The organism is Streptomyces sp. NPDC029674, from assembly GCF_044903205.1.
GTDB lineage: Bacteria > Actinomycetota > Actinomycetes > Streptomycetales > Streptomycetaceae > Streptomyces.
In genome coordinates this window covers 165,726-187,807 of record NZ_JBJDPY010000004.1, presented here as the reverse complement: position 1 = coordinate 187,807, position 22,082 = coordinate 165,726, and the positions used below count along the sequence as shown (strand labels likewise).

The window sequence follows — 22,082 nt, the reverse complement described above, 5'->3', positions numbered from 1 at the left end:
TCCCGCCGCACCGCGCGGCGGGGTCCGGCCTCGCGCCGTTCACCGGGGTCACTCCTCGGCGAGCCCGTCCTCGTACGCCGTCAGCGTGTCGATGAACAGTTTCCGTTCCGCCGGGGTCAGTGGGGCCAGCGCCCTGCGCCAGGCGAGCGCGCCGCGGCCGAGCCAGCCGTCGATCGACGCACGGTGCTCGTCGGCGATGCTCACGATCTTCCGCCGGCGGTCGGCGGGGTCCTCCTGGCGCGCCAGGACCCCCTTGCGGCTGAGGTCCCCCACCATGAGGCTCACGGTCGTCGGGGCGACGCCGAGGCGGGCCGCGATGTCGTTCACGCTCATCGGGCCGTCGAACAACAGGTAGGCCAGGAGCGAGAGGTGACGGGGCGCAAGGTCCAGCGACCGCAGCTCGTCCGGGACCTTGATCCGCTTCACGCGTCCGACCATGCGCGGCATGAGCAGCAGCAGCGTCCTGACGGCGTCGTCGACCTCCGGTCCGGCCCCGTCGGCCCCGCGCCCGAGGCTCCCTCGGTTCTCGTCGCCGGTTGACACCCGGCACTCCCCTCAATAGCTTTGCTTTCAAATCTACTTTGCTTTCAAAGCAAAGCAGTCTGTGACACCGATGCTATCGGAGAGGCCACACCCATGCCCGACGACGTCGAAGCGTTCAACCAGCGGGTCATCGAGGAGTTCAGGGCGAGCGGCGGCCAGGTCGGCGGCATGTTCGCCGGCGCGCCCCTCCTCCTGCTGACCACCACGGGAGCCCGCAGCGGCATGGCCCGCACGACCCCCGCCGTCTACGCCCGGGACGGCGCACGCCTCATCGTCTTCGCCTCCAACGGCGGCGCTCCGGCCCACCCCGCCTGGTACCACAACCTCCTCGCCGACCCCGCGGTCACCGTCGAGATCGGCGACGGCGCGGGCGGTGTGGAGCGCTTCCCCGCCACGGCCGAGGTACTGCGCGGCGCGGAGCGCGACTCCCTGTACCGCGCCCAGTGCGAGCGCGATCCGGCCTTCACCGCCTACCAGCAAGGCACGGTCCGCACCATCCCCGTGATCGCGCTGCAACGCCTCACCGTCGCCGAACCGGCACGCCACCGCGCGATCGCCGACCACCTCGTACGGGTCCACGGCGAGTTGCGCCGCGAGCTGGCCGCCGTACGGGAGGAGGCCGCCCAGCATCCGACCGGCACACCGACGCGACCACTCCGGCCCCTGGGCCAACAGCTCTCGCGGCACTGCCTCACGCTCTGCGGCGCGCTCCACGAGCACCACACCAATGAGGACAACGCCTTCGCTCAACTGGAGCGCCAGTTCCCCGAGTTGTCCCCGGCCGTCGCCAGGCTCCGTGCGGAGCACGAAGTCGTGGCACGGACACTCGGGGAACTGGAGGCGCTTCTCGCCGCTCCGGACGCCGCCGTCGACCTCGTCGCGGAACTGGACAAGCTCACCTCCGACCTGGAGGAGCACTTCGCGTACGAGGAGGAGCAGCTGCTGCCGTCGCTGTACGGCACCCGTGGCTGAACCCGCCGCCCGCCCCGGTCACATCGTGCGCTCGCGCCCCTCCCAGTACGGCTCGCGCAGCCGCCGTTTGTAGAGCTTGCCGTTGGGGTCGCGGGGCATCGTCTCGATGAAGTCGACGCTCTTCGGGCGCTTGTAGCCCGCGAGGCGGCGCTCGCAGTGAGTGAGGATCTCGGTGGCGAGCGCGTCGTCGGCGGTGTGGCCCTCGGCGACCTCGACGACGGCCTTGACCTCCTCGCCCCAGTCGTCGTGCGGGATGCCGAAGGCGGCGGCGTCCGCGACCGCGGGGTGGGTGAGGAGCGCCGACTCGATCTCGGCGGGGTAGATGTTGACCCCGCCCGAGATGATCATGTCGATCTTCCGGTCGCGCAGGAAGAGATAGCCGTCCTCGTCGAGGAGACCGAGATCGCCGACGGTGAAGAAGTCGCCGATGCGGTTCTTCTTCGTCTTCGACTCGTCCTTGTGGTACGAGAAGCCGCCGGTGGACATCTTCATGTAGACGGTGCCGAGCTCACCGGGGCCCAGGAGGTTCCCGTCGTCGTCGAAGACCGCCAACTCGCTGATGGGCCAGGCCTTTCCGACCGTCCCCGGCTTCTTCAGCCAGTCCTGTGCGGTGGCGAAGGCGCCGCCTCCCTCGCTGGCCGCGTAGTACTCCTCGACGCACTCCCCCCACCAGTCGATCATCGCCCGCTTCACGTGGTCGGGGCAGGGCGCGGCGCCGTGGATGGCGTGCCGCATCGAGGACACGTCGTACGCGGCCCGTGTCGCTTCCGGCAGGGCGAGCAGCCGGTGGAACTGGGTCGGGACCATGTGCGTGTGTGTGCACTTGTGCGCGTCGATGAGGCGGAGCATCTCCTCGGGCGTCCACTTGTCCATGAGGACCAGCGGGTGGCCGATGTGCAGGGCGGCGCCCGCGAACTGGAGGACCGCCGTGTGGTAGAGCGGCGAGCAGACCAGGTGGACGTTGCCGTCGAAGGGCTTGATGCCGAAGATGCCGAGGAATCCTCCGAGGTACGACTCCTCGGGGAGCTTGCCGGACAGCGGGCGGCGGATGCCGCGGGGGCGGCCCGTCGTGCCCGAGGTGTAGTTCATGACCCAGCCGAGCGTGCGGTCGGCGGGCGGCGCATCGGGGTGCCCGTCGAGGAGTTGGGCGTAGGGGCGGAAGCCGGGCACGTCGCCGACGGCGTAGCGGTGGGTCGCCGGGAGGTCCGCCTCGTCGGCCGCCGCGACCGCGGCAGCCGCGTACCGCTCGTGCGCGATCAGCACCTTCGCACCCGAGTCGGCGACGATCCAGGCGATCTCGGGGCCGACCAGGTGGTGGTTGACGGGGACGAGATAGAAGCCGGCCTGGGAGGCGGCGAGGTAGGCGGTGAAGAACTCCACGCCGTTGGGCAGCACGACGGCGAACGCGTCGCCGCGCTCCAGGCCCGCGGCGCGCAGCCCGTGCACCAACTGGTTGACGGCGCCGTGCAGCCGGCCCGCCGTCCACTCCTCGCCGTCCGGCGCGGTGAGGACGGTGCGGGCGGGGTCGGCCGTGGCCTGGGCCCAGAAGCCGTTCGGCGGGGCGCTGTTGGAAGGCTCGGCGCTGTTGGAAGGCCGGGCGCTGTGGGGAGGCTGGGCGCTGTGGGGAGGTGTGCTCACGACTGACTTTCCCTTCCCGCGATGCGGATGACACGGTCGACGGCCCGCTCGAAGCCGCGCGTCAGATCGTCGAAGACGGCCTGCACGCTGCGTTCGCTGTTCATCCGGCCGACGATCTGCCCGACCGGCGTGCCGAGCAGGTCCTGCACCTCGTACTTCTGGATGCGCGACACGGCCTCGGCGACCAGCAGCCCCTGCAGCGGCATCGGCAGCGTCCCCGGGCCCTGCGGGTCGTCCCAGGCGTCGGTCCACCGCGTCCGCAGCTGACGGGCGGGCTTCCCGGTCAGGGCACGGGAGCGGACCGTGTCGCCGGAGCCGGCCGCGAGGAGTTTCCGTGTGAGTGCAGGCGAATGCAGGTCGGCCTCCGTGGTGGTGAGCCACAGGGAGCCGAGCCAGACGCCCTGCGCGCCGAGCGCGAGCGCGGCCGCGATCTGCTGCCCGCTGCCGATGCCCCCGGCGGCGAGCACCGGCAGCGGCGCCACCGCGTCGACGGCCTCGGGCGTGAGCACCATGGAGGCGATCTCGCCGGTGTGGCCGCCCGCCTCGTACCCCTGGGCGACGACGATGTCGATGCCCGCTTCCGCGTGCTTGCGGGCGTGCCGGGCGCTGCCCGCGAGGGCGGCGACGAGGACGTCCTGGTCGTGGGCGCGCCGGATGACGTCGGCCGGCGGTGAACCGAGCGCGTTGGCGAGCAGCTTGATCGGGTAGTCGAAGGCGACGTCGAGCTGGTTGCGGGCGACCTGCTCCATCCAGCCGGTGATGCGCCAGCCGGACGCCTCGCCCTCGGCGAGCTCGGGCACGCCGTGCTTGGCGAGGGTGTCCCGGACGAACTGGCGGTGCCCGTCCGGGATCATCGCCTCGACGTCGGCCTCGGTCAGTGCCTGCCCATCTTGGGCCTCGACCTTCTTGGCGGGCATGACGACATCGAGCCCGTACGGCATTCCGTCGACGTGCTCCTGCATCCAGTCGAGGTCCCTGGCGAGTTCGTCGGGCGCCGTGTAGCGGACCGCGCCGAGCACCCCGAACCCGCCCGCCCTGCTGATGGCCGCGGCCACCGCGGGGAAGGGCGTGAAGCCGAAGACGGCGTGCTCGATCCCGAGTTTCTTGCTCAACTCCGTCTGCATGGGCGCAGGATGCCGCAGCGGCCCGACCGAGGGAAGAGATTTTCTGATGCAGTGTCAGGTAAACGGGTGCCGCCGAAACCTGTGGCTCTCCGGCGCACCGCATCCGATCATGGACGGATGGCTGCCTTCTATCACGTGTGTTTCGCCGTCCCCGACCTCGAACGAGCGATGCGGGACTTTCAGCGCTCAGCCGGTGTCGAGTGGTGTGAGCCCGTCTCCGACCGGCTCGGGGGATGGGACTACCGGATCGTCTTCACCGCCGGCGGGGCGCCCTTCATCGAGCTCATCGAGGGAGCTCCCGGCAGTCCCTGGCATGCGGCCGGCGGTGCCAGATTCGATCATGTCGGCTTCTGGTCGAGCGATGTCCGGGAGGGCTCACGTCGCCTGGAGCGGGAGGGCTTCCCCGTGGATTTCTCGGGCTGCCCCCACGGGCGACCGTTCGTCTACCACCGCATGGACAGCATCGGCGCCCGCATCGAGCTCGTCGACATCGGCCGCCAGGAGAATTTCCTGCGGGCATGGCATCCGGACGGGGAGCCGATGCCCGCCATCGACGAGACCGGTCCCGCCGGTGCGACCGGTCACCGGTGAGGCGGGCACGCGGCGAGCACGCGGGGTTCCTACGATGGCCGCATGGCCATCGAACTGTTCTCCGGTATCCCGGTCAGCGACTACGCGCGGGCCCTCCAGTGGTACGAACGCCTCCTCGGCGGGCCGCCCACCTTCTGCCCGAACGACGTCGAAGCCGTCTGGGAGCTCGCGGAACACCGCTACCTGTACATCGAGCACCTGCCCGAGCACGCCGGCCATGCCCGCCACACCGTCTTCGCCGGTGACTTCGACGCCCGTGTCGCGCGGATCGCCGAGCGCAGCCTCAGGCCCGACCGCCGGGAGACGTACGCGAACGGCGTCCGCAAGGCCACCTACCGCGATCCCGACGGGAACGAGATCGGCTTCGGCGGCGCGCCGCTCCCCTCCTCCGAATAGAACCGCATACCTCCGAATGGATCCGCATGGATTCGCATGGAGCTGTCAGCGTGAGCCGTCCAGGACCGCCATCGCGGCGTTGTGACCGGGGATGCCGCTGACGCCGCCGCCGCGCACCGCGCCCGCGCCGCACAGCAGGACGTTCGCGTGCCGGGTCTCGACGCCCCAGCGCCCGGCGTTCCCTTCGGCGTACGGGAACGCGAGATCGCGGTGGAAGATGTGGCCGCCGGGCAGCCGCAGGTCCCGCTCCAGGTCCAGCGGGGTCTTCGCCTCGATGCAGGGGCGTCCTTCGCCGTCGAGGGCCAGGCAGTCGGTGATCGGCTCGGCGAGGTGTGCGTCCAGCTGGGCGAGGGTCGACCGCAGGAGCTCGGCCCGTACGGCGTCGTTGTCCCGGGCGAAGAGCCTCGCCGGGGTGTGCAGGCCGAAGAGGGTGAGGGTCTGATGGCCGGTCTCGGCGAGTTCGGGGGCGAGGATCGTCGGGTCGGTCAGGGAGTGGCAGTAGATCTCGGAGGGCGGCGCCACGGGTGGCGTACCGGCCGCTGCCTGGGCGTACGCGGCCGCCAACTCCTCGTACCCCTCGGCGATGTGGAAGGTGCCGGCGAACGCCTCACGCGGGTCGACGGACGTGTCGCGCAGCCGCGGCAGCCGCTTGAGCAGCATGTTGACCTTGAGCTGGGCGCCTTCGGCGGGCGTCGGAGGTTCCTCGCCGACGAGCGCGGCGAGGGCCTGCGGTGACGCGTTGACCAGGACGTGACCGGCCCCGACGGTCCGCTCGCCGTCCTCCGTCGCGTACGTGACCTCGGCGCGCTGCCCGTCGGTGGCGATCCGGGTCGCCTCGCACCCCGTCCGCAGCTGGGCGCCCGCCGAGCGCGCCGCGTCGGCGATGGCCGCGGTGAGGGCGCCCATGCCGCCGACGGGAACGTTCCAGTCGCCGGTGCCGCCGCCGATGACGTGGTACAGGAAGCAGCGGTTCTGGCGCAGGGACGGGTCGTGGGCGTCGGCGAAGGTGCCGATGAGGGCGTCGGTGAGGACAACGCCGCGCACCAGGTCGTCGGCGAAGCGCTCCTCGATCGCGGTGCCGATCGGCTCCTCGAAGAGGGCGCGCCACGCGGTGTCGTCGTCGACGCGGGCACGCAGCTCGGCGCGGCCGGGCAGGGGCTCGGTGAGCGTGGGGAAGACGCGGCGGGCGACCTCCCCGGTCATCGCGTAGAAGTCGCGCCAGGCCTCGTACTCGCGCTGTCCGCCGGTGAGCCGCGCGAACGACTGGCGGGTCCGGGCCTCGCCGCCGCCGACGAGCAGGCCGGTGGGGCGGCCGCCGCGCTCGGCCGGCGTGTAGGAGGACACGGTGCGGGTGCGCACCCTGAAGTCGAGGTCGAGGTCCCGGACGATCTTCTTGGGGAGGAGGCTGACGAGGTAGGAGTAGCGGGAGAGCCGCGCGTCGACTCCGGGGAAGGGCCGGCTGGAGACAGCGGCGCCGCCGGTGGCGGAGAGCCGCTCGACGAGCAGCACGGACCGTCCGGCGCGGGCGAGATAGGCGGCGGCGACAAGACCGTTGTGGCCACCGCCGACGATGACGGCGTCGTACGCATCACGATCAGGCATGGCTCTTCCTAACACGAGCCGCCGCGGGCTCTCCGTACGAAGCCGCCCCGGGACCCGAAGGCCCCGGGGCGGCGTGCCCGAGCGGACTACCAGTTGTCCGGCCGCACCTCGTACGTGAGGGTGTAGTGGGCACCGTTGTTGCGGAACGTGGCGACCTGCTCGCCGCGGCCCGACACGGCGGGGCTGATGTGGAAGTCGCCCAGGTGGTCGTCCGGGTCGAAGTCGTCCTTGTCCCACATGGAGACGACGTCGGCACCGCTGTTGACCATCGTGAACGGCCCGTTGTTGACGTTGATGACGGCGCCGTTGTTGATGTCGCCGCGGCCCCAGACGCGCTGGCCGCGGAAGTCCACCCACAGCTCGTCCTCGCCGTTGTCCTCGGTCTCGATGCACCGCAGTTGGTAGAACTTGACCTGGTATCCCATGGCGTCTCCCCGGTCCTTTCCGGTCTCCCACCTCGTCGGACGTGTTTCCGACACCCATGAGAATGCGCGCATCGGGACCACCCTCGCGTCCACTCCGGAGTGGATTAACCGTGTACGACCCAGGGGGTACGTTTCTGCGTGGGAGCGAGAAAGTTTCATGGGTCCATGAGCGACTGGAACGACCCCATGGACGAGACAACCGTGCTGGTCACGGCTGCGGACGTCACCCTCGAACCGATCGGCGCCCGGGCCCTCCTCGTCGACAGGGACGCGCTCCTCGTCCCGGATCCGCCGCCGCTCCTCCTCCGGCCGCCGGGCCCGCTGGTCGCCGTGATCGCACCGCTGCCCGCCGGAAGCGGGCCGGTCGAGCGGATCGCCGTGTCCGAGGTGGAGCACCTCGGCTCCGGCGAGCCCGCGCCGGGCGTGACGGCGAGCGTCGTCCGGCTCGCGGGGCGCTCGCGCTACATGGTGCGCGCCGAGCCCTCCACCCAGCGCCGCCTCGCCGAGGCGCTGCTCGCCGAGGACGGTGACCTGTGGGCGGCGATGCGGACGCTGGGCTACGACTCTCCGGTGCCCCGGCGCCCCAGAAGGGCGGGCCTGACCGAAGCAGGGGCAGGGGTAGGCGAAGAGGTGGCCGGCGAGGAAGGGCCCGACGCGGCGAACGGGCTCGATCCACTCGACCGGCTCGACGCGTTCGCGGCAGGTCCCTGCCGGGTCATCCGTACGTGCTTCCCGCACCCGCCACGCCCGCCGCAAGGCGACGACCCGCACCGCGACAACCCGCAGCCGCCGCACGGCGACGGTTCGGACCACGACGACCCGCACCCGCACCCACACCCGCCCACCGGACCGTGATGGCCGGGCCCGGCGCCGCCCTCGGCAGGCTGTATCGGGCGGCGCCCGCCGTCCAGGACTCCGTGCTCGCCGGCGCCCTGCTCCTGCCCGACCTGTTCCTCTTCTCGGACTTCGCGCTGCCGAACGTCGGCCTGGCCGACCGGCTTGTCACGGTCGGGTACGCCGTCCTCGGCCATGCGGCGCTCGCGGGGCGGCGGCGGGCTCCCCGCGCGGTGTTCGGGTACGTGTGGGCGCATGCCCTCGGCGGTGAACTCCTCACCGCCACCGGGGTGTTCGACTACAGCCCGACGCTGGCGCTGCTCGCCGCGCTCTACACCGTCGCCGCTTCCCAGGGCGCCCGGCCCGCCGTGCTGGCGCTGGCCTGTGTGACCGTGCCGGTGGCCCTTTCGGTGCGGGCGGCGCTCGCCGACGTACCCGCCGCGGAGCGACTGACCTCCCTGATCGGGGTGGCCTGCTTCTACGGGCTGCTCAACCTTGAGGTGTGGGGCGTCGGCCGGTGGGTGCGGGCGGGGCGGGCGGCGGGCGCCAGGGACCGGCTCGCGCTGGCCCGCGCCCAGGAGGCGATCCTGGCCGAACGGGCGCGTACGGCACGGGAGTTGCACGACATCGTCGCCAACGCGGTCACCGTCATGGTGTTGCAGGCGGGTGGTGCCCGGCATGTGCTGCGGGCCGACCCGGACCGGGTCGAGCGCGCGCTCGACCAGATCGAGTCGAGCGGCAAGACCGCTGTCGCGGAGCTGAGGCACATGCTGCTCGTGCTGCGCACCGAGGGTGAGCGGCTCGCCGCCGAGGGGGCGGGCTTCGGGCTCGCCGATCTGGACCCGCTCCTGAACGGGGTGCGCCAGGCGGGGCTGCACGCCCGCCTGGAGGTGACAGGGGTGCCCGCCACGCTCCCCAGGAGCGTCGACCTGACCGCGTACCGGCTGGTGCAGGAGGCGCTCACCAATGCGGCCAAGCACGCGGGGCCCGGAGCGGCCACCGTCGTACGCCTCGACTGGCACGGCGCCGACGGCAGGCTGCGGATCGAGGTCGGCGACGACGGGCGGGGCACTCCGGCGGCGGTCCGCTCCGAACTCTCCACCGGGCACGGCCTGTTGGGGCTGCGCGAGCGGGTGGCCGTCTGCGGCGGCACGTTCGACGCCGGCCCCACCGGGGAGGGCGGCTTCCGAGTCGCCGCCACCCTGCCGGCCCACGGACTCTTCCGACAGGAGGCCGCGTCATGATTCAGGTACTGATCGCGGACGACCAGGCGATGGTGCGTTCCGCGCTCGCCATGCTGCTCACCGGTGAGGACGGCATCGAGGTGGTGGGCGAGGCCGCCGACGGCGACCAGGCCGTGGCCCTGGCGGCCGAGCTGCGGCCCAAGGTCGTCGTCATGGACGTGCGGATGCCCGGCACGGACGGCGTCGAGGCGACCCGGCGAATCACCGCCGACGCCTTCCCCGGCGAGGCCCGCGTGCTCGTGCTGACGACGTACAACGTGAGTGAGGCCGTCTACCAGGCACTGCGTGCCGGGGCCTCCGGCTTTCTGCTGAAGGACGCGGCCCCCGACGAGCTGGTCGGCGCGGTCCGGGCGCTCGCCGACGGCGACGGCTGGCTGGACCCCGCGGTGATCTCCGGCATGCTGGCCGAGTTCGCCGCCCGCCCGGAGCGGATCAGGCCGGCCCCCGAGGAGCTGGCAGCGCTCACCGGCCGGGAGCGCGAGGTCCTCGTCCTCGTCGCCCACGGCTTCTCCAACGCCGAGATCGCCGCCCACCTGTTCATCAGCGAGGCGACGGTCAAGACCCACCTGGGCCGGATCCTCCTGAAGCTCGGCATGCGCGACCGCGCCCAGGCGGTCGCCGCGGCCTACCAGAGCGGACTGGTCACGCCGGGTTCTTCCCCGCCGCGGCCCTGACCGCGGCGGACTCGGCCGGAGCGCCGTCGGCGGGCCCGGCGGCGCGCAGGCCCCATGCGGAGACGGCCGCGCCCAGCAGCACCATGACCACCGGGACGACGAGCGCGGTGCGGTAGGCGTCCAGCACTGTCCCCGGTGACCCATCGGCCCCTGCCGCGGCGATCCCGTACACCGCGGTCACCGCGGAGATCCCGACCGCCGAGCCGAACTGGGTGCACGTGTACAGCAGCCCGCCGGCCAGGCCCTGCTCCTCCTCGGCCACGCTGTCGGTCGCCGCGATGGTGAGCGGACCGTAGGCGAGGGCGAAGGCGGTGCCCGCGATGACGAGGCTCGGGAACATCGCCGCGTAGGGCCAGTCCATCCCGACCGGCAGGAAGAGCCCGTAGGCCACGATCGCCAGCAGGAATCCGCCGAAGATGACCCGGCCGTTGCCGTAGCGGCGCACCAGGCGCGGGGTGAGGGTGGGCGCCAGTACGGCGTCGCAGCCCATGACGATCAGCGCGATCGCCGTCTGCAGCGAGGACCAGCCGCGCAGCTCTTGCAGGTAGAGGGTGACGATGAACTGGAAGCCGAAGAACGCGCCGAGGAACAGCGCCGCACCGACATCGGCCCGCACCATCGCGGCCTTGCGGAAGATCCCCAGCCGGACGAGCGGCGCCGTGGCGCGCCGCTCGATCGCGATGAACGTCACCACCAGCGCGAGCCCGGCGGCGAGCGCGCCGAGGGTGAGCCCGATGCCTTCGCCGCGGTGCTCGAGCCGGACGATGCCGAAGGCGAGCAGCAGCATCGCGGTGGCGGCGACGGCCGCGCCCGCCAGGTCGTAGCCGCGCTGCGCCGGCTCGGGGCGGGCCTCGGCCGGCAGCAGCCCGGTCGCCGCGAGCAGGAGGGCGCCGGCGAAGAAGGCCGGGGCGAAGAACACCCAGCGCCAGCCGAGTTCGGTGAGCAGTCCGCCGATGACGAGGCCCAGTGAGAAGCCGCCCGCACCGACGCCGGCGAAGACCAGCAGGGCCTTGTCGCGTCCCGGCCCCGCCGGATACGAGGTGGTGATGATCGACAGGGCGGCGGGGGTCATGAAGGCCGCCGCCACGCCGGTGACGAACCGGGCCAGGATCAGCGTCCAACCGTCTGTCGCGAAGCCGCCGAGCACGGAGAAGACCAGGAAGACGCCCAGCCAGGTGAGGAACGTCCGCCGTCTGCCCCGCAGATCGGCGGTGCGCCCGCCCAGCAGGGTGAAACCGGCGTAGCCGAGCACGTAGCCGCTCATCACCCACGCCGTGGTGCCGGTGGTCAGGCCGAGGTCGGCGCGGATGGTGGGGACGGCGACGGCCAGCATGGCGACATCGCTGCCCTCCAGGAAGATCGTGCCGCACAGGACGAGCAGGAGGGCCCAGGGCCGTCCGCTCTCACGCCGGTCTTCGCGTGCCGGAGCCCCCGCCGTCGTCATGGCCGCGACGGTACCCAGCGCCAAGCAGCCGAGGCCACATCTTTTCTGTCCGCCCTGGGCGCACGGCTCACACGGTCAGGGGCACCGCATGCACCTCGTCCGCCCGGTGGCCCGCGCGTTCGTGGATGCGCTGGACCGCTTCGGCCGACGGTGCCTCGGAGAGGCAGTAGACCGTGCCGGAGTCCGGGTCCGCCCACGCCTTCTCGAAGTGCACGCCCTCTTCTTTCTCGATGGCGAGATCCGCCTGATGGGCCGCCTTCAGCTGGTCCGCCGTGATGCCGTTCATCCCGTGGTGGACGTCCATGAATTTCGACATGACGCCGCACCTCCTTCTGTCTTCGCTATCTCCATCCTGCGCCCCCGCGACGGTGTGGTCGACTCCGTCAGAGCCTGTCTTTGAACCCCCGTCGTCCGCGCGGAGCGCGGGCGCAGCGGCGTTCGTGGCGGAGCCACCTGTCCTGGGGCGCCGTGCGGCATGGGGGTCCCCCCTGCTCGAGCGGAGCCGAGAGCTTGGGGGAGGGCGTGCCGGGCGTCGGGGCGCAGGCGGGGGTTCAAAGACAGGCTCTCAGTGGCTTCCGGCACCCCGCCGCTGCCGGAGCGCCGCCACCCGGCGGTAGAGCGCGACGGCCTCCGTGCCGCGGCCCAGCTGTTCCAGGCAGTGGGCCTCGTCGTTGCGGCTGGCGAGGGCGTCGGGGTGGTCGGCGCCGAGGACGTGCTCGCGGGCCGCGGCGACCCTCCGGTACTCGGTGAGCGCGTCGGCCCAGCGGCCGAGCCAGCCGAGGCCGACGGCGACCTCGCGGCGGCTCACCAGCGTGTCGGGGTGGTCGGGGCCGAGGACCCGCTCGCGGATGGCGCACACGTCCCGGGCCTCCGCGAGCGCCTCCTCCCAGCGGCCCTGTCGTCCCAGATTCACACCGAGTCCGTGCCGGGCGCGCAGCGTCTCGGGGTCGGCCGGGCCGTTGACGCGCGTACGGTCCGCGATCAGGTCGCGGTACACCTCCAGCGCCTCGGCGCTGCGGCCGAGCCGGCCGAGGCTGATGCCGACCTCGTAGCGGGCGGCGAGCGTGTCGGGGTGGTCGGCGCCGAGAGCCCGCATCCGCGCGTCGGCGACCTCGCGGTAGGTCTGCAGCGCCTCCGGCCAGCGCCCCAACTGCCCCAGCGCGTACGCCACTTCGTAGCGGGTGACGAGGGTGTCGGGGTGGGCCGGGCCGAGCACGCGGGAGCGGGCCGCCGCGACCTCCTCGGCCAGCTGGTAGGAGTCCTCCAGGCGGCCGAGGCGGCTCAGGTTGTACGCGAGGTTGTGGCGGCAGCGCAGTGTGTCCGGGTGGTCGGGTCCCGCCGTGCGCTCGCGGGCGGCGAGCACCGAGGTGTACGTCTGGTGGGCCTCGAAGTGGCGCCCGAGCTGGCCCAGTACGTACGCCATCTCCTGGCGTGCGGCGAGCGTGTCCGGGTGCTCGGGGCCGAGGGTGCGCTCCCGGCCCTGCGCGACGCGGCCGTACTCGCGCAGGGCGTCAGCGGCGCGGCCGGTGCGGCTGAGCGTGAAGCCGACCTCGTACCGGCTGGCGAGCGTGTCGGGGTGGTCGGGGCCGAGGGCGTGCTCGCGTTCGGCGGCGACCGCGCGGTGCACCTCGCCCGCCTCGGCCCAGCGGCCGAGCCGGCCCAGACTGAGCCCGGCGTTGTGGCGGCTGGTGAGGGTGGCGACCAGCTCGGGGGAAGGGGTGGGCCGCTCGGGGCGGCGGGGGGCCGCGGCGCGGCGGGCGTCGATGCGCGGGATCCACTCGCCGGTCAGGCCCGCGGCCGCGTCGGGCGGTGTGGTGCGCAGCACGGACGCGCCGGACGCCTTGTGCCCGGTGGTCATGCCGCGGGTCCAGGACGGCAGCCGCGGTTCGTGCGGCGGCAGGTGGTCGGGGCGGCGGCGCACGGCGGGCGTGGCGACGGTCGGGACGTACGTGAGCGAGGTGCGGCCCGCGGCGATGCGGCGGCCGAGCTCCCGGGCGTCGTGCGGGCGGCCGCCGGGCTCCTTGGCGAGCAGGTCGAGGACGATCCGGTCGAAGTACTCGGGCAGTTCGCCGCGGTGCCTGCGGGGTGGTGCGGGGGCGGTGTCGCGGTGGCCGACGAGGACGGCCCAGGCGTCCTCCATGTCGAACGGCGGGGCGCCGGTGGCGATCTCGTAGAGGACGCAGCCGAAGGAGTAGAGGTCGCTGCGGTGGTCGACGGGGTCGCCGCCGATCTGTTCGGGCGACATGTAGTGCGGTGTGCCCATCGCGATGCCCGTGCCGGTCAGGCGCGAGGTGAAGCCGATGTCGGCGCCGAGCCGCGCGATGCCGAAGTCGCAGATCTTCACGGTGCCGTCGGCGAGCCGCATGATGTTCGCGGGCTTCAGGTCCCGGTGCACTATGCCCTGTTCGTGGGTGTAGGCGAGGGCCGCGGCGACCTGGTCGGCTATCTCCACGACGTCGGCGACCGGCAGGGGATGCTGTTTGTTGTCCTCCAGGAGCTGGCTGAGGTTGCGTCCTTCGAGGAGTTCCATGACGAGGTACAGCACGCCCTCGTACTCGCCGAAGTCGTGGACGACGGTGACGCCGCGGTGCTGGAGCGCCGCCGCGACGCGCGCCTCGCGCCGGAAGCGCTCGCGCAGCACGCGTGTGAAGGACTGATCGTGCTGGTGCCCCATCGGCTTGAGGCATTTGACGGCGACCTGGCGGCCGAGCGACTCGTCGCGCGCCCGCCACACCTCGCCCATCCCGCCGCGCCCGATCAGATCCAGGAGCCGGTACCGGCTCTGGATCAGCCTGGTGTCCGCCATCTCGTGTTGTCGCCCCCGTTGCCTCGCTGCGCCCTCCCCGGCCCGTCCAGTATGGCGTTCAGTCTGTCGAGTTTGTACGGGGCGGGGCGGCTGCCGGGGCCCAGGCGGGCCATGGCGCGCAGGATGTGTTTGGGCGGGAGTTGCCAGCGTATACGCGTGGGGATGCGGCGCAGGGCGGTGCCGGTGAGGACGAGGCGGCGGGTGACCGTGGCGGGTGGTGGGGCGGTTCTGCCGTACAGCTCGTGGGCGTACGGCGGCAGGGAGGCGTACGCCAGGTTCGCCACGCGCCGCCACAGCAGGTCGCGCGCCGGGACGAGCAGGGGGTGGGCCGGCGGGCGTCGGAGGAAGTCGTCGACGGCGCGGGCGTCGGGCCCGGCGGCGAGCCGGGGCCTCATCTCCTCGAAGTACGCGGCGAGTTCGGCCGTCGACGCGGGTACGCCGGCGGGGTCGAGGCCCACCAGGCGGGCGCTCTGCCGGTGCTCGTCGACGTAACGGTCGGCCAGCTTGTCGGTGAGGCGGAGCCCTGAGCGGCGTACGACGTGGAGGTAGGAGTCGATCTCCGCGCAGTGCACCCAGAGCAGCAGCTCGGGCTCGTCGACGCCGTAGCGCTCCCCCGTCTCCGGGTCGGTGGCCTCGAGCATCGTGTGGATCTTCCGTACCCGGGCGCCCGCCTTCTCGGCGACCTCGGTGGTGCCGTAGGTCGTGGTGCCGACGAAGTGGGCGGTGCGCATGAGGCGGCCCCAGGCGTCTTTCCGGAAGTCGGAGTTCTCCATGACTCCGCGGACGGCGCGCGGGTGCAGGGCCTGGAGGTAGAGGGCCCGGATGCCGGCGATCCACATCATGGGGTCGGAGTGTGCCTGCCAGGTCACGGAGGCCGGCCCGAAGAGCCCGGGGTCGGGCCGGCAGTCGAGCCGGGACGGGGATATGTGATCGGGCATGGTGCGACCATCTCCTGACGGGTGACGCCGAACGTCCGCGACCAGTATCGCGGCTCCTCGCCCCTTCCCTACAGCCCGTACGGCCAGCTCTACAGCCCGTACGTCCGGCCGATGATGTCTCGCTGGATCTCGCTCGTCCCCCCGTACACGGTGGACACGACGGTCGAGCGGAGCAGGGCTTCCATGCCGTACTCCGTGGCATAGCCGTAGCCGCCCATCATCTGCATGCCTTCCAGAGTCACGTGTTTGGCGAGTTCGGTGCACTTGAGCTTGGCCATGGAGGCTTCGCGGGCAAACACCCGGCCGGGTGCGGCGTCGATGGCCGCCGCGACGTCGTCCACCAGGAGCCGGGCGCATTCGAGTTCGGTGGCCATGTCGGCGATGCGGTGCTTGAGCACCTGGAAGGAGCCGACCGGCCGGCCGAACTGCTCGCGCTGGCGCACGTATTGGAGGGTGTCGTCGAAGGCGCGGCGGGCGGTGCCCAGCATCAGGGCGGCGAGGATCATCCGCTCCAGGTTCAGTCCGGCCATCAGCTGCGGCCAGGCCTGGTCGGGGGTGCCGACGACCGCCGAGTCGGGGACGCGGCAGTCGGTGAAGTACAGGTCGTTGACCTCGCGGCCGCCCATCGTGTCGATGCCTCTGATCTCCAGGCCCGCGATGTCGCTCGGCACCATGAACTGGGTGAGCCCGTCGTGCTTCGACGCTCCGTGCGACGTACGGGCGATGAGCAGGATGTGGTCCGCGATGTGCGCGTTGGAGCACCAGGCCTTCTGCCCGTTGATCACATAGCCGCCGTCGGCGCGGTCGGCGCGGCAGGTGAGCGCGCCCACGTCGGAGCCGGCCCCCGGTTCGGACATCGAGATGGCCTCGACCCGCCCGGCTGCCACGCCCTGGAGGACGACGCGCTTCTGGTCCTCGGTGCCGAACTTGTCGTACGCCGCGGCGGCGATGACCGTGGTGCCGAAGCCGCTGATCGGCGCGAGGCCGTACGCGGTCTCCTCCAGGAACAGGCACAGGTCCGCCATGCCGCGGCCCGCGCCGCCGTACTCCTCCGGAACGACGATGCCGAGCCAGCCGAGCTCCGCCATCTTCTCGTAGAGCTTCTGGTTGTGCGGCTCCCGGCCGCCGTCGGTCAGCTTGTCGCGCTGTTCCTTGGTGCCGCACTCGCGGCGGCAGAAGTCACCGATCGCCTTGACCAGGTCGCGTCGCTCGTCCGTCAGGACTCGTGGCATGGTGCGCGTTCCTCCTCGAACAGGGGCAGTGGCACATGACGTTCACCGAGCGGTGGGCGGCGGCCCCAGCATCGGCACCAGGAACTGCCGTGCCACCGCCCGGACTTGCTCCTCGTCGTCGAGGTCGACCACCTGGCTGGGGATGACCAGGAAGGACGCCGACATCCGGACCATCATCTCGGCGACGACGTCCACGTCCACGTCCCGCGCCACGTTGCCCGCCTGCTGTTCGCGGCGGAGCCTGCCCGCGACGAACTGCTGGACGACGGCCAGCGTGCGGCCTCCGTCGGTGGTCATGGACGGCACGACCGCGTCCGGTTCGGCGTCCATCAGGCCGCCGATGAGGGGGTTGCCGCGGATGGCGCGCAGGGAGCTCACGAAGCCGAGGACCACGCGGTCGGCGACGGTCTCCGCGCCCTGGACGTCGACGATGAACTGGTCGAAGTACCGCCGGAATTCGCGGCGCACGACCTGCTCGACGAGTGCGTCCTTGGAGGCGAACCGGCGGTAGACCGTGATCCGGGAGACGCCCGCGCGGCGGGCCACGTCCTCCATCGTGGACCGCCGGATCCCCATGCGGCGGAACTGCTCGAAGGCCGCGTCGAGCACGCGCGCGGTGACTTGGTCATGGTCGTCGTCGGCCCGCTCGGCGGCCTCGGCGAACGCGCGGTCCAGCACGGAGCCCGAGTCCTGCGGCGCGGCGAGAAAGGGAAATGCGGGTTCCACAGTCTGGTGCTCCGATCCGGGTTGTGCTTCTCTCGATGAAACACAGCAACAGATTCTGTATCAGAGTATCAGGCAGGGTATCAGCCGGCGCTGAGGCGACTCAAGGAGGAGTTCCTGGCATGAACGAACTCAGCAGGCGCAAAATGCTGCTCACGGGCGGCGCGTTGGGCGCGCTCGGCGTGCTCGGCACGGCCTCGACGGCGAGCGCGCGCTCCACGTGGTCGTGGGCCGCGAGCGGCTCGGTGGCCGGAGCGGGCGCGGGCACCGACCCGCAGTGGGTGTGGGACGACGAGGCCGACGAACTCCTGGGAGCCGTCCTCGAACGGGGCGACGTGTCCAGGATCAACGAACTCCTGCGGACCTGGACCCGCAACGACCAGCCCCTCCCGAGCGGACTCCCGGGCGACCTGCGGCAATTCATGGAGAAGGCGCGCAGGCTGCCCCCGTGGGCGGACCGTGCCAAGCTCGAAGCGGCCGCGAAGTTCAACGAGAGCAGGGGCCTCTACCTCAACATCCTCAACGGCATCGGCGGCGGCATGCTGAGCACCGCCATCCCCCGCGAGGCGCGCGCCGTCTACTACTCCAAGGGCGGCGCCGACATGGAGGACCGCGTCGCCAAGACCAGCAAGCTCGGCTTCGCCGTCGGCGCCCTCGACGCGTACCGGCCCGACGGCACCTGTGTCGTGGAAGCGGTGAAGACCCGCATGGTGCACGCGGCGGTACGCAACCTGCTGCCGAAGTCGCCGGGCTGGACCGGCACCGGCGACGGCCAGAAGATCCCCATCAGCCTCGCGGACATGCTGGTCACCTGGCACACGCTGCCCACCTACGCGATGCGCAAGATGCGCGAGTGGAAGGTCCCGATCACCTCCGCCGAGTCCGCGGCCTATCTGCACGTGTGGCAGGTGACCGCCCACATGCTGGGCATCCTCGACGAGTACATCCCCGCGACCTGGGCGGCGGCCGAGGCGCAGTCCAGGCAGTTGCTCGACCCGGTGCTCGGCCCCACGCCGGAAGGCGTGAAGCTGACCGACATCCTGCTGGGCCAGCTCGCCGAGCAGACGAGCCCCGGCAGCGTCGACCGCCCCCTCGTCAACGCCTTCGCCCGGTACCTCGTGGGCAACCGGGTCGCCGACTGGGACGGCATCCCCCGCGAACCGTTCTGGGAGACGGCGATCAGGACCGCCTGGCCGCCACTCGTGGCCTTCCGCGAAAAGCTGATCGAGCTGCCCCTGGTGCCGCAGATCGCCTGGACGATCGACGAGGCGGCCAGAAAGTACATCTTGTTCTACCTCTCCAAGGGGCGCGAGATTCACATCGACATCCCCGACACCAACCGCCCCGCCTGAACCAACGGGCGGACACCAAGGAGGAGTTGCGCTCATGGACGAACTCAGCAGACGCAAGATGCTGCTCACGGGCGGCGCGCTGGGCGCGCTCGGCGTGCTCGGCGCGGCGGCGCCGGCCGGCGCACGGCCCCTGTGGTCGTGGGCCGCGAGCGGCTCGGTCGCCGGAGCGGGCGCGGGCACCGACCCGCAGTGGGTGTGGGACGACGAGGCCGACCGGCTGCTCGGCTCGCTGCTCGACCGCGGCGACATACCGAAGGTCAACCAACTGCTGCGGAACTGGACCCGCAACGACCAGCCCCTTCCCGACGGACTCCCCCAGGACCTGCGGGCGTTCATGGAGAAGGCGCGCCGGCTGCCCGCGTGGGCCGACCGCGACAAGCTGGAGACCGCCGCCCGGTTCAACAGGACCAAGGGCATCTACGTCGGCGCGCTGTACGGCCTCGGCAGCGGCCTCATGAGCACCGCGATCCCCAGGGAGGCACGCGCCGTCTACTACTCCAAGGGCGGCGCGGACATGAAGGACCGCATCGCCAAGACAGCGAAGTTCGGGTACGACGTCGGTGACCTGGACGCGTACCGTCCCGAGGGCTCCATGATCGCGACCGCGGTACGGACCCGGCTCGTCCACGCGGCCGTACGCAACCTGCTGCCCAAGTCACCGGGGTGGTCCAGGACCAGCGACGGCCAGCAGATCCCCATCAGCCAGGCGGACGTGCTGGTCACCTGGCACAGCCTGGCCACCTTCGTCATGCGCAAACTGCTCGACTGGAAGGTGCCGGTCTCCCGCGCCGAGTCCGAGGCCTACCTGCACGTGTGGCAGGTGACCGCCCACATGCTCGGCGTCCACGACGAGTACATCCCCGCCACCTGGGACGCGGCCAACGCCCAGTCCCGGCAGCTCCTCGACCCGGTACTCGCCCGCACCGACGAGGGCGTCGAACTGACCGAGGTGCTCCTCGACCTCATCGCCGAGCTCGACGCCGGGGTGACCCGGCCGCTGGTCAGCGCGTTCTCCAGGTACACGCTCGGCGACCGGATCGGCGACATGATCGGGCTGTCCAGGGAACCCTTCTGGCAGCCGCTGATCTCGAAGTCCTGGCCGCTCCTGGTGGCCTTCCGGGAGAAGCTGATCCCGCTGCCCCTGGTCCCGGAGGCCGCCTGGGCCATGGAGGAGGCACTCCGCAGATTCGTCCTGCTCTACCTGTCCGAGGGCAGGCCCATCCACCTCGAGATCCCCGACGCGAACCGGCCCGGCTGACATGGCGGAACCGCAGTCGAGTACGCCCGGCATCGGGCGGCGTCGCTTCCTCGGTTACGTGCTCGCCGCTCCGACCCTGGTGACCGCGGCCCAGCTCGCGCCCGAAGCCGAGGCCGCGGTGCCGTCACCGGACGTCACCGAGCTGGTCGACCTGAACGACGTGATGACCGCGGCGGCCCTGCCGACCTCGAACCTGATCACGGTCGAGGTCGGCAGGGACGGCACCGTGTCGTTCGCGCTGCCGCGCGCCGAGGTCGGGCAGGGCATCACGACGTCGACGGCCATGCTGATCGCCGAGGAGCTGGACGTCCCCCTGGACCGGGTCCGGGTCACCCTGGCCGACGCACGCCCCGAGCTGGTGTTCAACCAGCTCACCGGCGCGTCCAACACCACCATCTCCACCTACACCCCGATCCGGGTGGCCGCGGCCCTCGCCCGGCGCCGGCTCCTCGACGCGGCGGCGGTCGAACTCGGCGCGGCGGCCGGCGACCTCACGCTGAAGGCCGGGGTCGTCAGCGACGGGGCGGGCGGTCGCGTGGGCATCGGCGCGCTGGCGGAGAAGGCCGCGAGCCGTGCGCCGCGGCGGATGTCCGTCGAGCTCAAGGACCGCGAGCAGTTCACCGTCATCGGCCGGCCGCACAACCGCGTCGACGCGCTCGCCGCGGTCACCGGGCGCAAGAAGTTCACAATGGACCTCGACATACCCGACGCCGAGCCCACCATGGTCTGCCGCCCGCCGACCATCAACGGCAAGGTCCACTCGGTCGCCAACCTCCGAGAAGTACGGGCCATGCCGGGGGTCACCGATGCCGCGGTGATCTCCACCGGGGTCGCGGTCCGCGCGCGGACCTTCGGCCAGTGCATCGACGCCGTACGGGCCCTGCGCGTGTCGTGGAAGCCCGGCAGCGCGGCGGGGAAGTCCGACGAGACGGTGCTCAAGGAGCTGCGGGCGGCCGAACCGCCGCTCGGGCTGCCTCCGTTGACACCGTCGGTGGAGGCCTCGTTCACCTTCCACTTCCGCAGCAACAGCGCGCTCGAACCCAACTGCGCGATAGCCGACGTGCGTGCGGACCGGGCCGAGATCTGGGGCTCCCTCAAAGCGCCGATCGTCGCCAGACAGGCCATCGCCGCCCGGCTCGGGCTTCCGCTGAGCGCGGTCATCGTGCACGTGACCGAGGGCGGCGGCTCCTTCGGGCGGAAGCTGTTCTTCGACGCCGCGCTGGAAGCCGCCGAGATCTCCAAGGAGTTCGGCAAACCCGTCAAGCTCATGTGGCACCGCGCCGACGACTCCCGCCAGGGGCGCACCCACCCCATGGCCACCTCACGCGTACGCGTCGCCTACGCAGGCGACACCGTGCTCAGCTACAAGCAGCGGCACACCAGCGTCTCCACGGACCTCGGGCACGGCCTCGGCGAGCTCTTCACCGCCATGGCCGCGAAGCTGCCGGTGGGCGACATCGGCTTCTCCCAGACCTTCTTCCACCTGTCCCAGTCGATGCCGTACGACTTCGGCGTGCACAGCCGCCTGCTCAGCGAGACCGACAAGGGCTTCAACACCGGGAGCATGCGCAACGTCTACTCCCCCGACGTCACCTGCGCCCGTGAGCTCATCGTCGACGCGCTCGCCGCGCGGATGGGCAAGGACCCCTTCACCTTCCGCCGCGACTTCCTCCGCGACGACCGCACGCGTGCGGTGCTGGAGAAGGCCGCGGAGGTCGGGAAGTGGGGCCGCCCGATGCCGGCCGGCATGGCGCAGGGCATCGCCGTGCACTCCGAGTACCACGCCACGAGCGCGGTCCTCGTGGAGATCGACTGCCGGCCCGAGACCGTCGACCGGCCCGTCCGCGACGGCGTCACCGGCCCGCGGGTCACGAAGGCCGTCATCGCCGTGGACGTCGGGCTCGCCGTCAACCCCCGCGGCCTGGAGGCCCAGATGATGGGCTGCCTCATGGACGGCATCGCCCTCACCCTGACCTCCAGCCTGCACCTGCGCGACGGGCACTTCCTGGAGGCCAGCTGGGACAACTACTTCTACACCCGGCAGTGGAACACCCCGCCCGAGCTGGAGATCGTCGTCATGCCCGGCACGACGGGGAAGCCCGGCGGCGCCGGAGAGCTCGGTGTCGCCGCGTCGACGGCCGCGGTCGCCTGCGCGTACGGCCGGGCGACGGGCACGATGCCGACCACGTTCCCGATCAACCACGGGAAGCTCTCCTTCACGCCGAAACCGACCGTCCCGCCGATCCCCCAGTCCCCCACCGACGGCCTGGACCACGTCCGCTGACC

At 71.8% G+C, this 22,082-nt stretch carries 20 protein-coding genes; 9 read left to right on the top strand and 11 right to left on the bottom strand.

Annotated features, from left to right (window positions below; genetic code table 11):
* Window positions 1-48 precede the first annotated feature (48 nt).
* The gene (locus tag ACI2L3_RS11295) at window positions 49-447 is read right to left on the bottom strand and encodes a MarR family winged helix-turn-helix transcriptional regulator (RefSeq protein ID WP_404752495.1); all 399 of its coding nucleotides are present in this window, start codon (window positions 445-447) and stop codon (window positions 49-51) included.
* Window positions 448-636: 189 nt separating this feature from the next.
* On the opposite strand from ACI2L3_RS11295, the gene ACI2L3_RS11290 reads away from it, so the two are divergent.
* Window positions 637-1,515 (top strand): nitroreductase/quinone reductase family protein, encoded by an 879-nt coding sequence (locus ACI2L3_RS11290; protein WP_404752092.1) that lies wholly within the window; start codon window positions 637-639, stop codon window positions 1,513-1,515.
* An 18-nt stretch (window positions 1,516-1,533) separates the two neighbouring features.
* Here the strand turns inward: ACI2L3_RS11290 and ACI2L3_RS11285 are convergent, their stop codons facing one another.
* Both ACI2L3_RS11285 and ACI2L3_RS11280 read right to left on the bottom strand, forming a co-directional pair.
* The gene (locus ACI2L3_RS11285) at window positions 1,534-3,153 is read right to left on the bottom strand and encodes an acyl-CoA synthetase (protein WP_404752091.1); all 1,620 of its coding nucleotides are present in this window, start codon (window positions 3,151-3,153) and stop codon (window positions 1,534-1,536) included.
* On the bottom strand, window positions 3,150-4,277 hold the full coding sequence (locus tag ACI2L3_RS11280) for an NAD(P)H-dependent flavin oxidoreductase (RefSeq protein ID WP_404752090.1): 1,128 nt from the start codon (window positions 4,275-4,277) through the stop codon (window positions 3,150-3,152). The genes ACI2L3_RS11285 and ACI2L3_RS11280 overlap by 4 nt, the downstream gene beginning before the upstream one ends.
* A gap of 117 nt (window positions 4,278-4,394) precedes the next feature.
* Between ACI2L3_RS11280 and ACI2L3_RS11275 the strand changes: the two genes are divergently transcribed.
* Entirely contained in the window at window positions 4,395-4,868 is a 474-nt protein-coding gene (locus ACI2L3_RS11275) for a VOC family protein (protein ID WP_404752089.1), read from the top strand.
* A gap of 42 nt (window positions 4,869-4,910) precedes the next feature.
* On the top strand, window positions 4,911-5,264 hold the full coding sequence (locus ACI2L3_RS11270) for a VOC family protein (RefSeq protein ID WP_404752088.1): 354 nt from the start codon (window positions 4,911-4,913) through the stop codon (window positions 5,262-5,264).
* Window positions 5,265-5,309: 45 nt separating this feature from the next.
* Here the strand turns inward: ACI2L3_RS11270 and ACI2L3_RS11265 are convergent, their stop codons facing one another.
* Both ACI2L3_RS11265 and ACI2L3_RS11260 read right to left on the bottom strand, forming a co-directional pair.
* Window positions 5,310-6,866 carry a phytoene desaturase family protein gene (locus tag ACI2L3_RS11265; RefSeq protein ID WP_404752087.1) on the bottom strand — a complete coding sequence of 519 codons (1,557 nt, stop codon included), beginning with the start codon at window positions 6,864-6,866 and terminating at the stop codon, window positions 5,310-5,312.
* A gap of 86 nt (window positions 6,867-6,952) precedes the next feature.
* Window positions 6,953-7,291, bottom strand: a complete 339-nt coding sequence (locus tag ACI2L3_RS11260; RefSeq protein ID WP_404752086.1) for a hypothetical protein — start codon at window positions 7,289-7,291, stop codon at window positions 6,953-6,955.
* Between the two features lie 165 nt (window positions 7,292-7,456).
* On the opposite strand from ACI2L3_RS11260, the gene ACI2L3_RS11255 reads away from it, so the two are divergent.
* Genes ACI2L3_RS11255 through ACI2L3_RS11245 form a run of 3 tightly spaced genes read left to right on the top strand, consistent with a single transcriptional unit; the run spans window position 7,457 to window position 10,043 of the window.
* Window positions 7,457-8,146, top strand: coding sequence for a hypothetical protein (locus ACI2L3_RS11255; RefSeq protein ID WP_404752085.1), 690 nt, complete (start codon window positions 7,457-7,459; stop codon window positions 8,144-8,146).
* Entirely contained in the window at window positions 8,146-9,369 is a 1,224-nt protein-coding gene (locus ACI2L3_RS11250) for a sensor histidine kinase (protein WP_404752084.1), read from the top strand. The genes ACI2L3_RS11255 and ACI2L3_RS11250 overlap by 1 nt, the downstream gene beginning before the upstream one ends.
* Window positions 9,366-10,043: a response regulator gene (locus ACI2L3_RS11245; RefSeq protein WP_404752083.1), complete on the top strand. Its 678-nt coding sequence runs from the start codon at window positions 9,366-9,368 to the stop codon at window positions 10,041-10,043. The genes ACI2L3_RS11250 and ACI2L3_RS11245 overlap by 4 nt, the downstream gene beginning before the upstream one ends.
* On the opposite strand, the gene ACI2L3_RS11240 is transcribed toward ACI2L3_RS11245, so the two are convergent.
* The 6 genes from ACI2L3_RS11240 to ACI2L3_RS11215 form a co-directional block, all read right to left on the bottom strand.
* The gene (locus tag ACI2L3_RS11240) at window positions 10,012-11,487 is read right to left on the bottom strand and encodes an MFS transporter (RefSeq protein WP_404752082.1); all 1,476 of its coding nucleotides are present in this window, start codon (window positions 11,485-11,487) and stop codon (window positions 10,012-10,014) included. The two genes, ACI2L3_RS11245 and ACI2L3_RS11240, sit on opposite strands and share 32 nt — an antisense overlap.
* Before the next feature lie 67 nt (window positions 11,488-11,554).
* The gene (locus tag ACI2L3_RS11235) at window positions 11,555-11,803 is read right to left on the bottom strand and encodes an SCO4226 family nickel-binding protein (RefSeq protein ID WP_404752081.1); all 249 of its coding nucleotides are present in this window, start codon (window positions 11,801-11,803) and stop codon (window positions 11,555-11,557) included.
* Between the two features lie 249 nt (window positions 11,804-12,052).
* A complete protein-coding gene (locus tag ACI2L3_RS11230; protein WP_404752080.1) occupies window positions 12,053-14,293 on the bottom strand; it encodes a tetratricopeptide repeat protein in 2,241 nt (746 codons plus the stop codon).
* A complete protein-coding gene (locus ACI2L3_RS11225) occupies window positions 14,275-15,231 on the bottom strand; it encodes an oxygenase MpaB family protein (RefSeq protein ID WP_404752079.1) in 957 nt (318 codons plus the stop codon). Before ACI2L3_RS11225 ends, ACI2L3_RS11230 begins: the two co-directional genes overlap by 19 nt.
* Window positions 15,232-15,320: 89 nt before the next feature.
* Window positions 15,321-16,463, bottom strand: a complete 1,143-nt coding sequence (locus ACI2L3_RS11220) for an acyl-CoA dehydrogenase family protein (protein ID WP_404752078.1) — start codon at window positions 16,461-16,463, stop codon at window positions 15,321-15,323.
* Window positions 16,464-16,505: 42 nt separating this feature from the next.
* Window positions 16,506-17,189 carry a TetR/AcrR family transcriptional regulator gene (locus tag ACI2L3_RS11215; protein WP_404752077.1) on the bottom strand — a complete coding sequence of 228 codons (684 nt, stop codon included), beginning with the start codon at window positions 17,187-17,189 and terminating at the stop codon, window positions 16,506-16,508.
* A gap of 119 nt (window positions 17,190-17,308) precedes the next feature.
* Between ACI2L3_RS11215 and ACI2L3_RS11210 the strand changes: the two genes are divergently transcribed.
* Genes ACI2L3_RS11210 through ACI2L3_RS11200 form a run of 3 tightly spaced genes read left to right on the top strand, consistent with a single transcriptional unit; the run spans window position 17,309 to window position 22,080 of the window.
* The gene (locus ACI2L3_RS11210; protein ID WP_404752076.1) at window positions 17,309-18,538 is read left to right on the top strand and encodes an oxygenase MpaB family protein; all 1,230 of its coding nucleotides are present in this window, start codon (window positions 17,309-17,311) and stop codon (window positions 18,536-18,538) included.
* A 34-nt stretch (window positions 18,539-18,572) separates the two neighbouring features.
* Window positions 18,573-19,796 carry an oxygenase MpaB family protein gene (locus ACI2L3_RS11205; protein ID WP_404752075.1) on the top strand — a complete coding sequence of 408 codons (1,224 nt, stop codon included), beginning with the start codon at window positions 18,573-18,575 and terminating at the stop codon, window positions 19,794-19,796.
* A gap of 1 nt (window position 19,797) precedes the next feature.
* Window positions 19,798-22,080 carry a molybdopterin cofactor-binding domain-containing protein gene (locus ACI2L3_RS11200; RefSeq protein WP_404752074.1) on the top strand — a complete coding sequence of 761 codons (2,283 nt, stop codon included), beginning with the start codon at window positions 19,798-19,800 and terminating at the stop codon, window positions 22,078-22,080.
* Window positions 22,081-22,082: the final 2 nt, after the last annotated feature.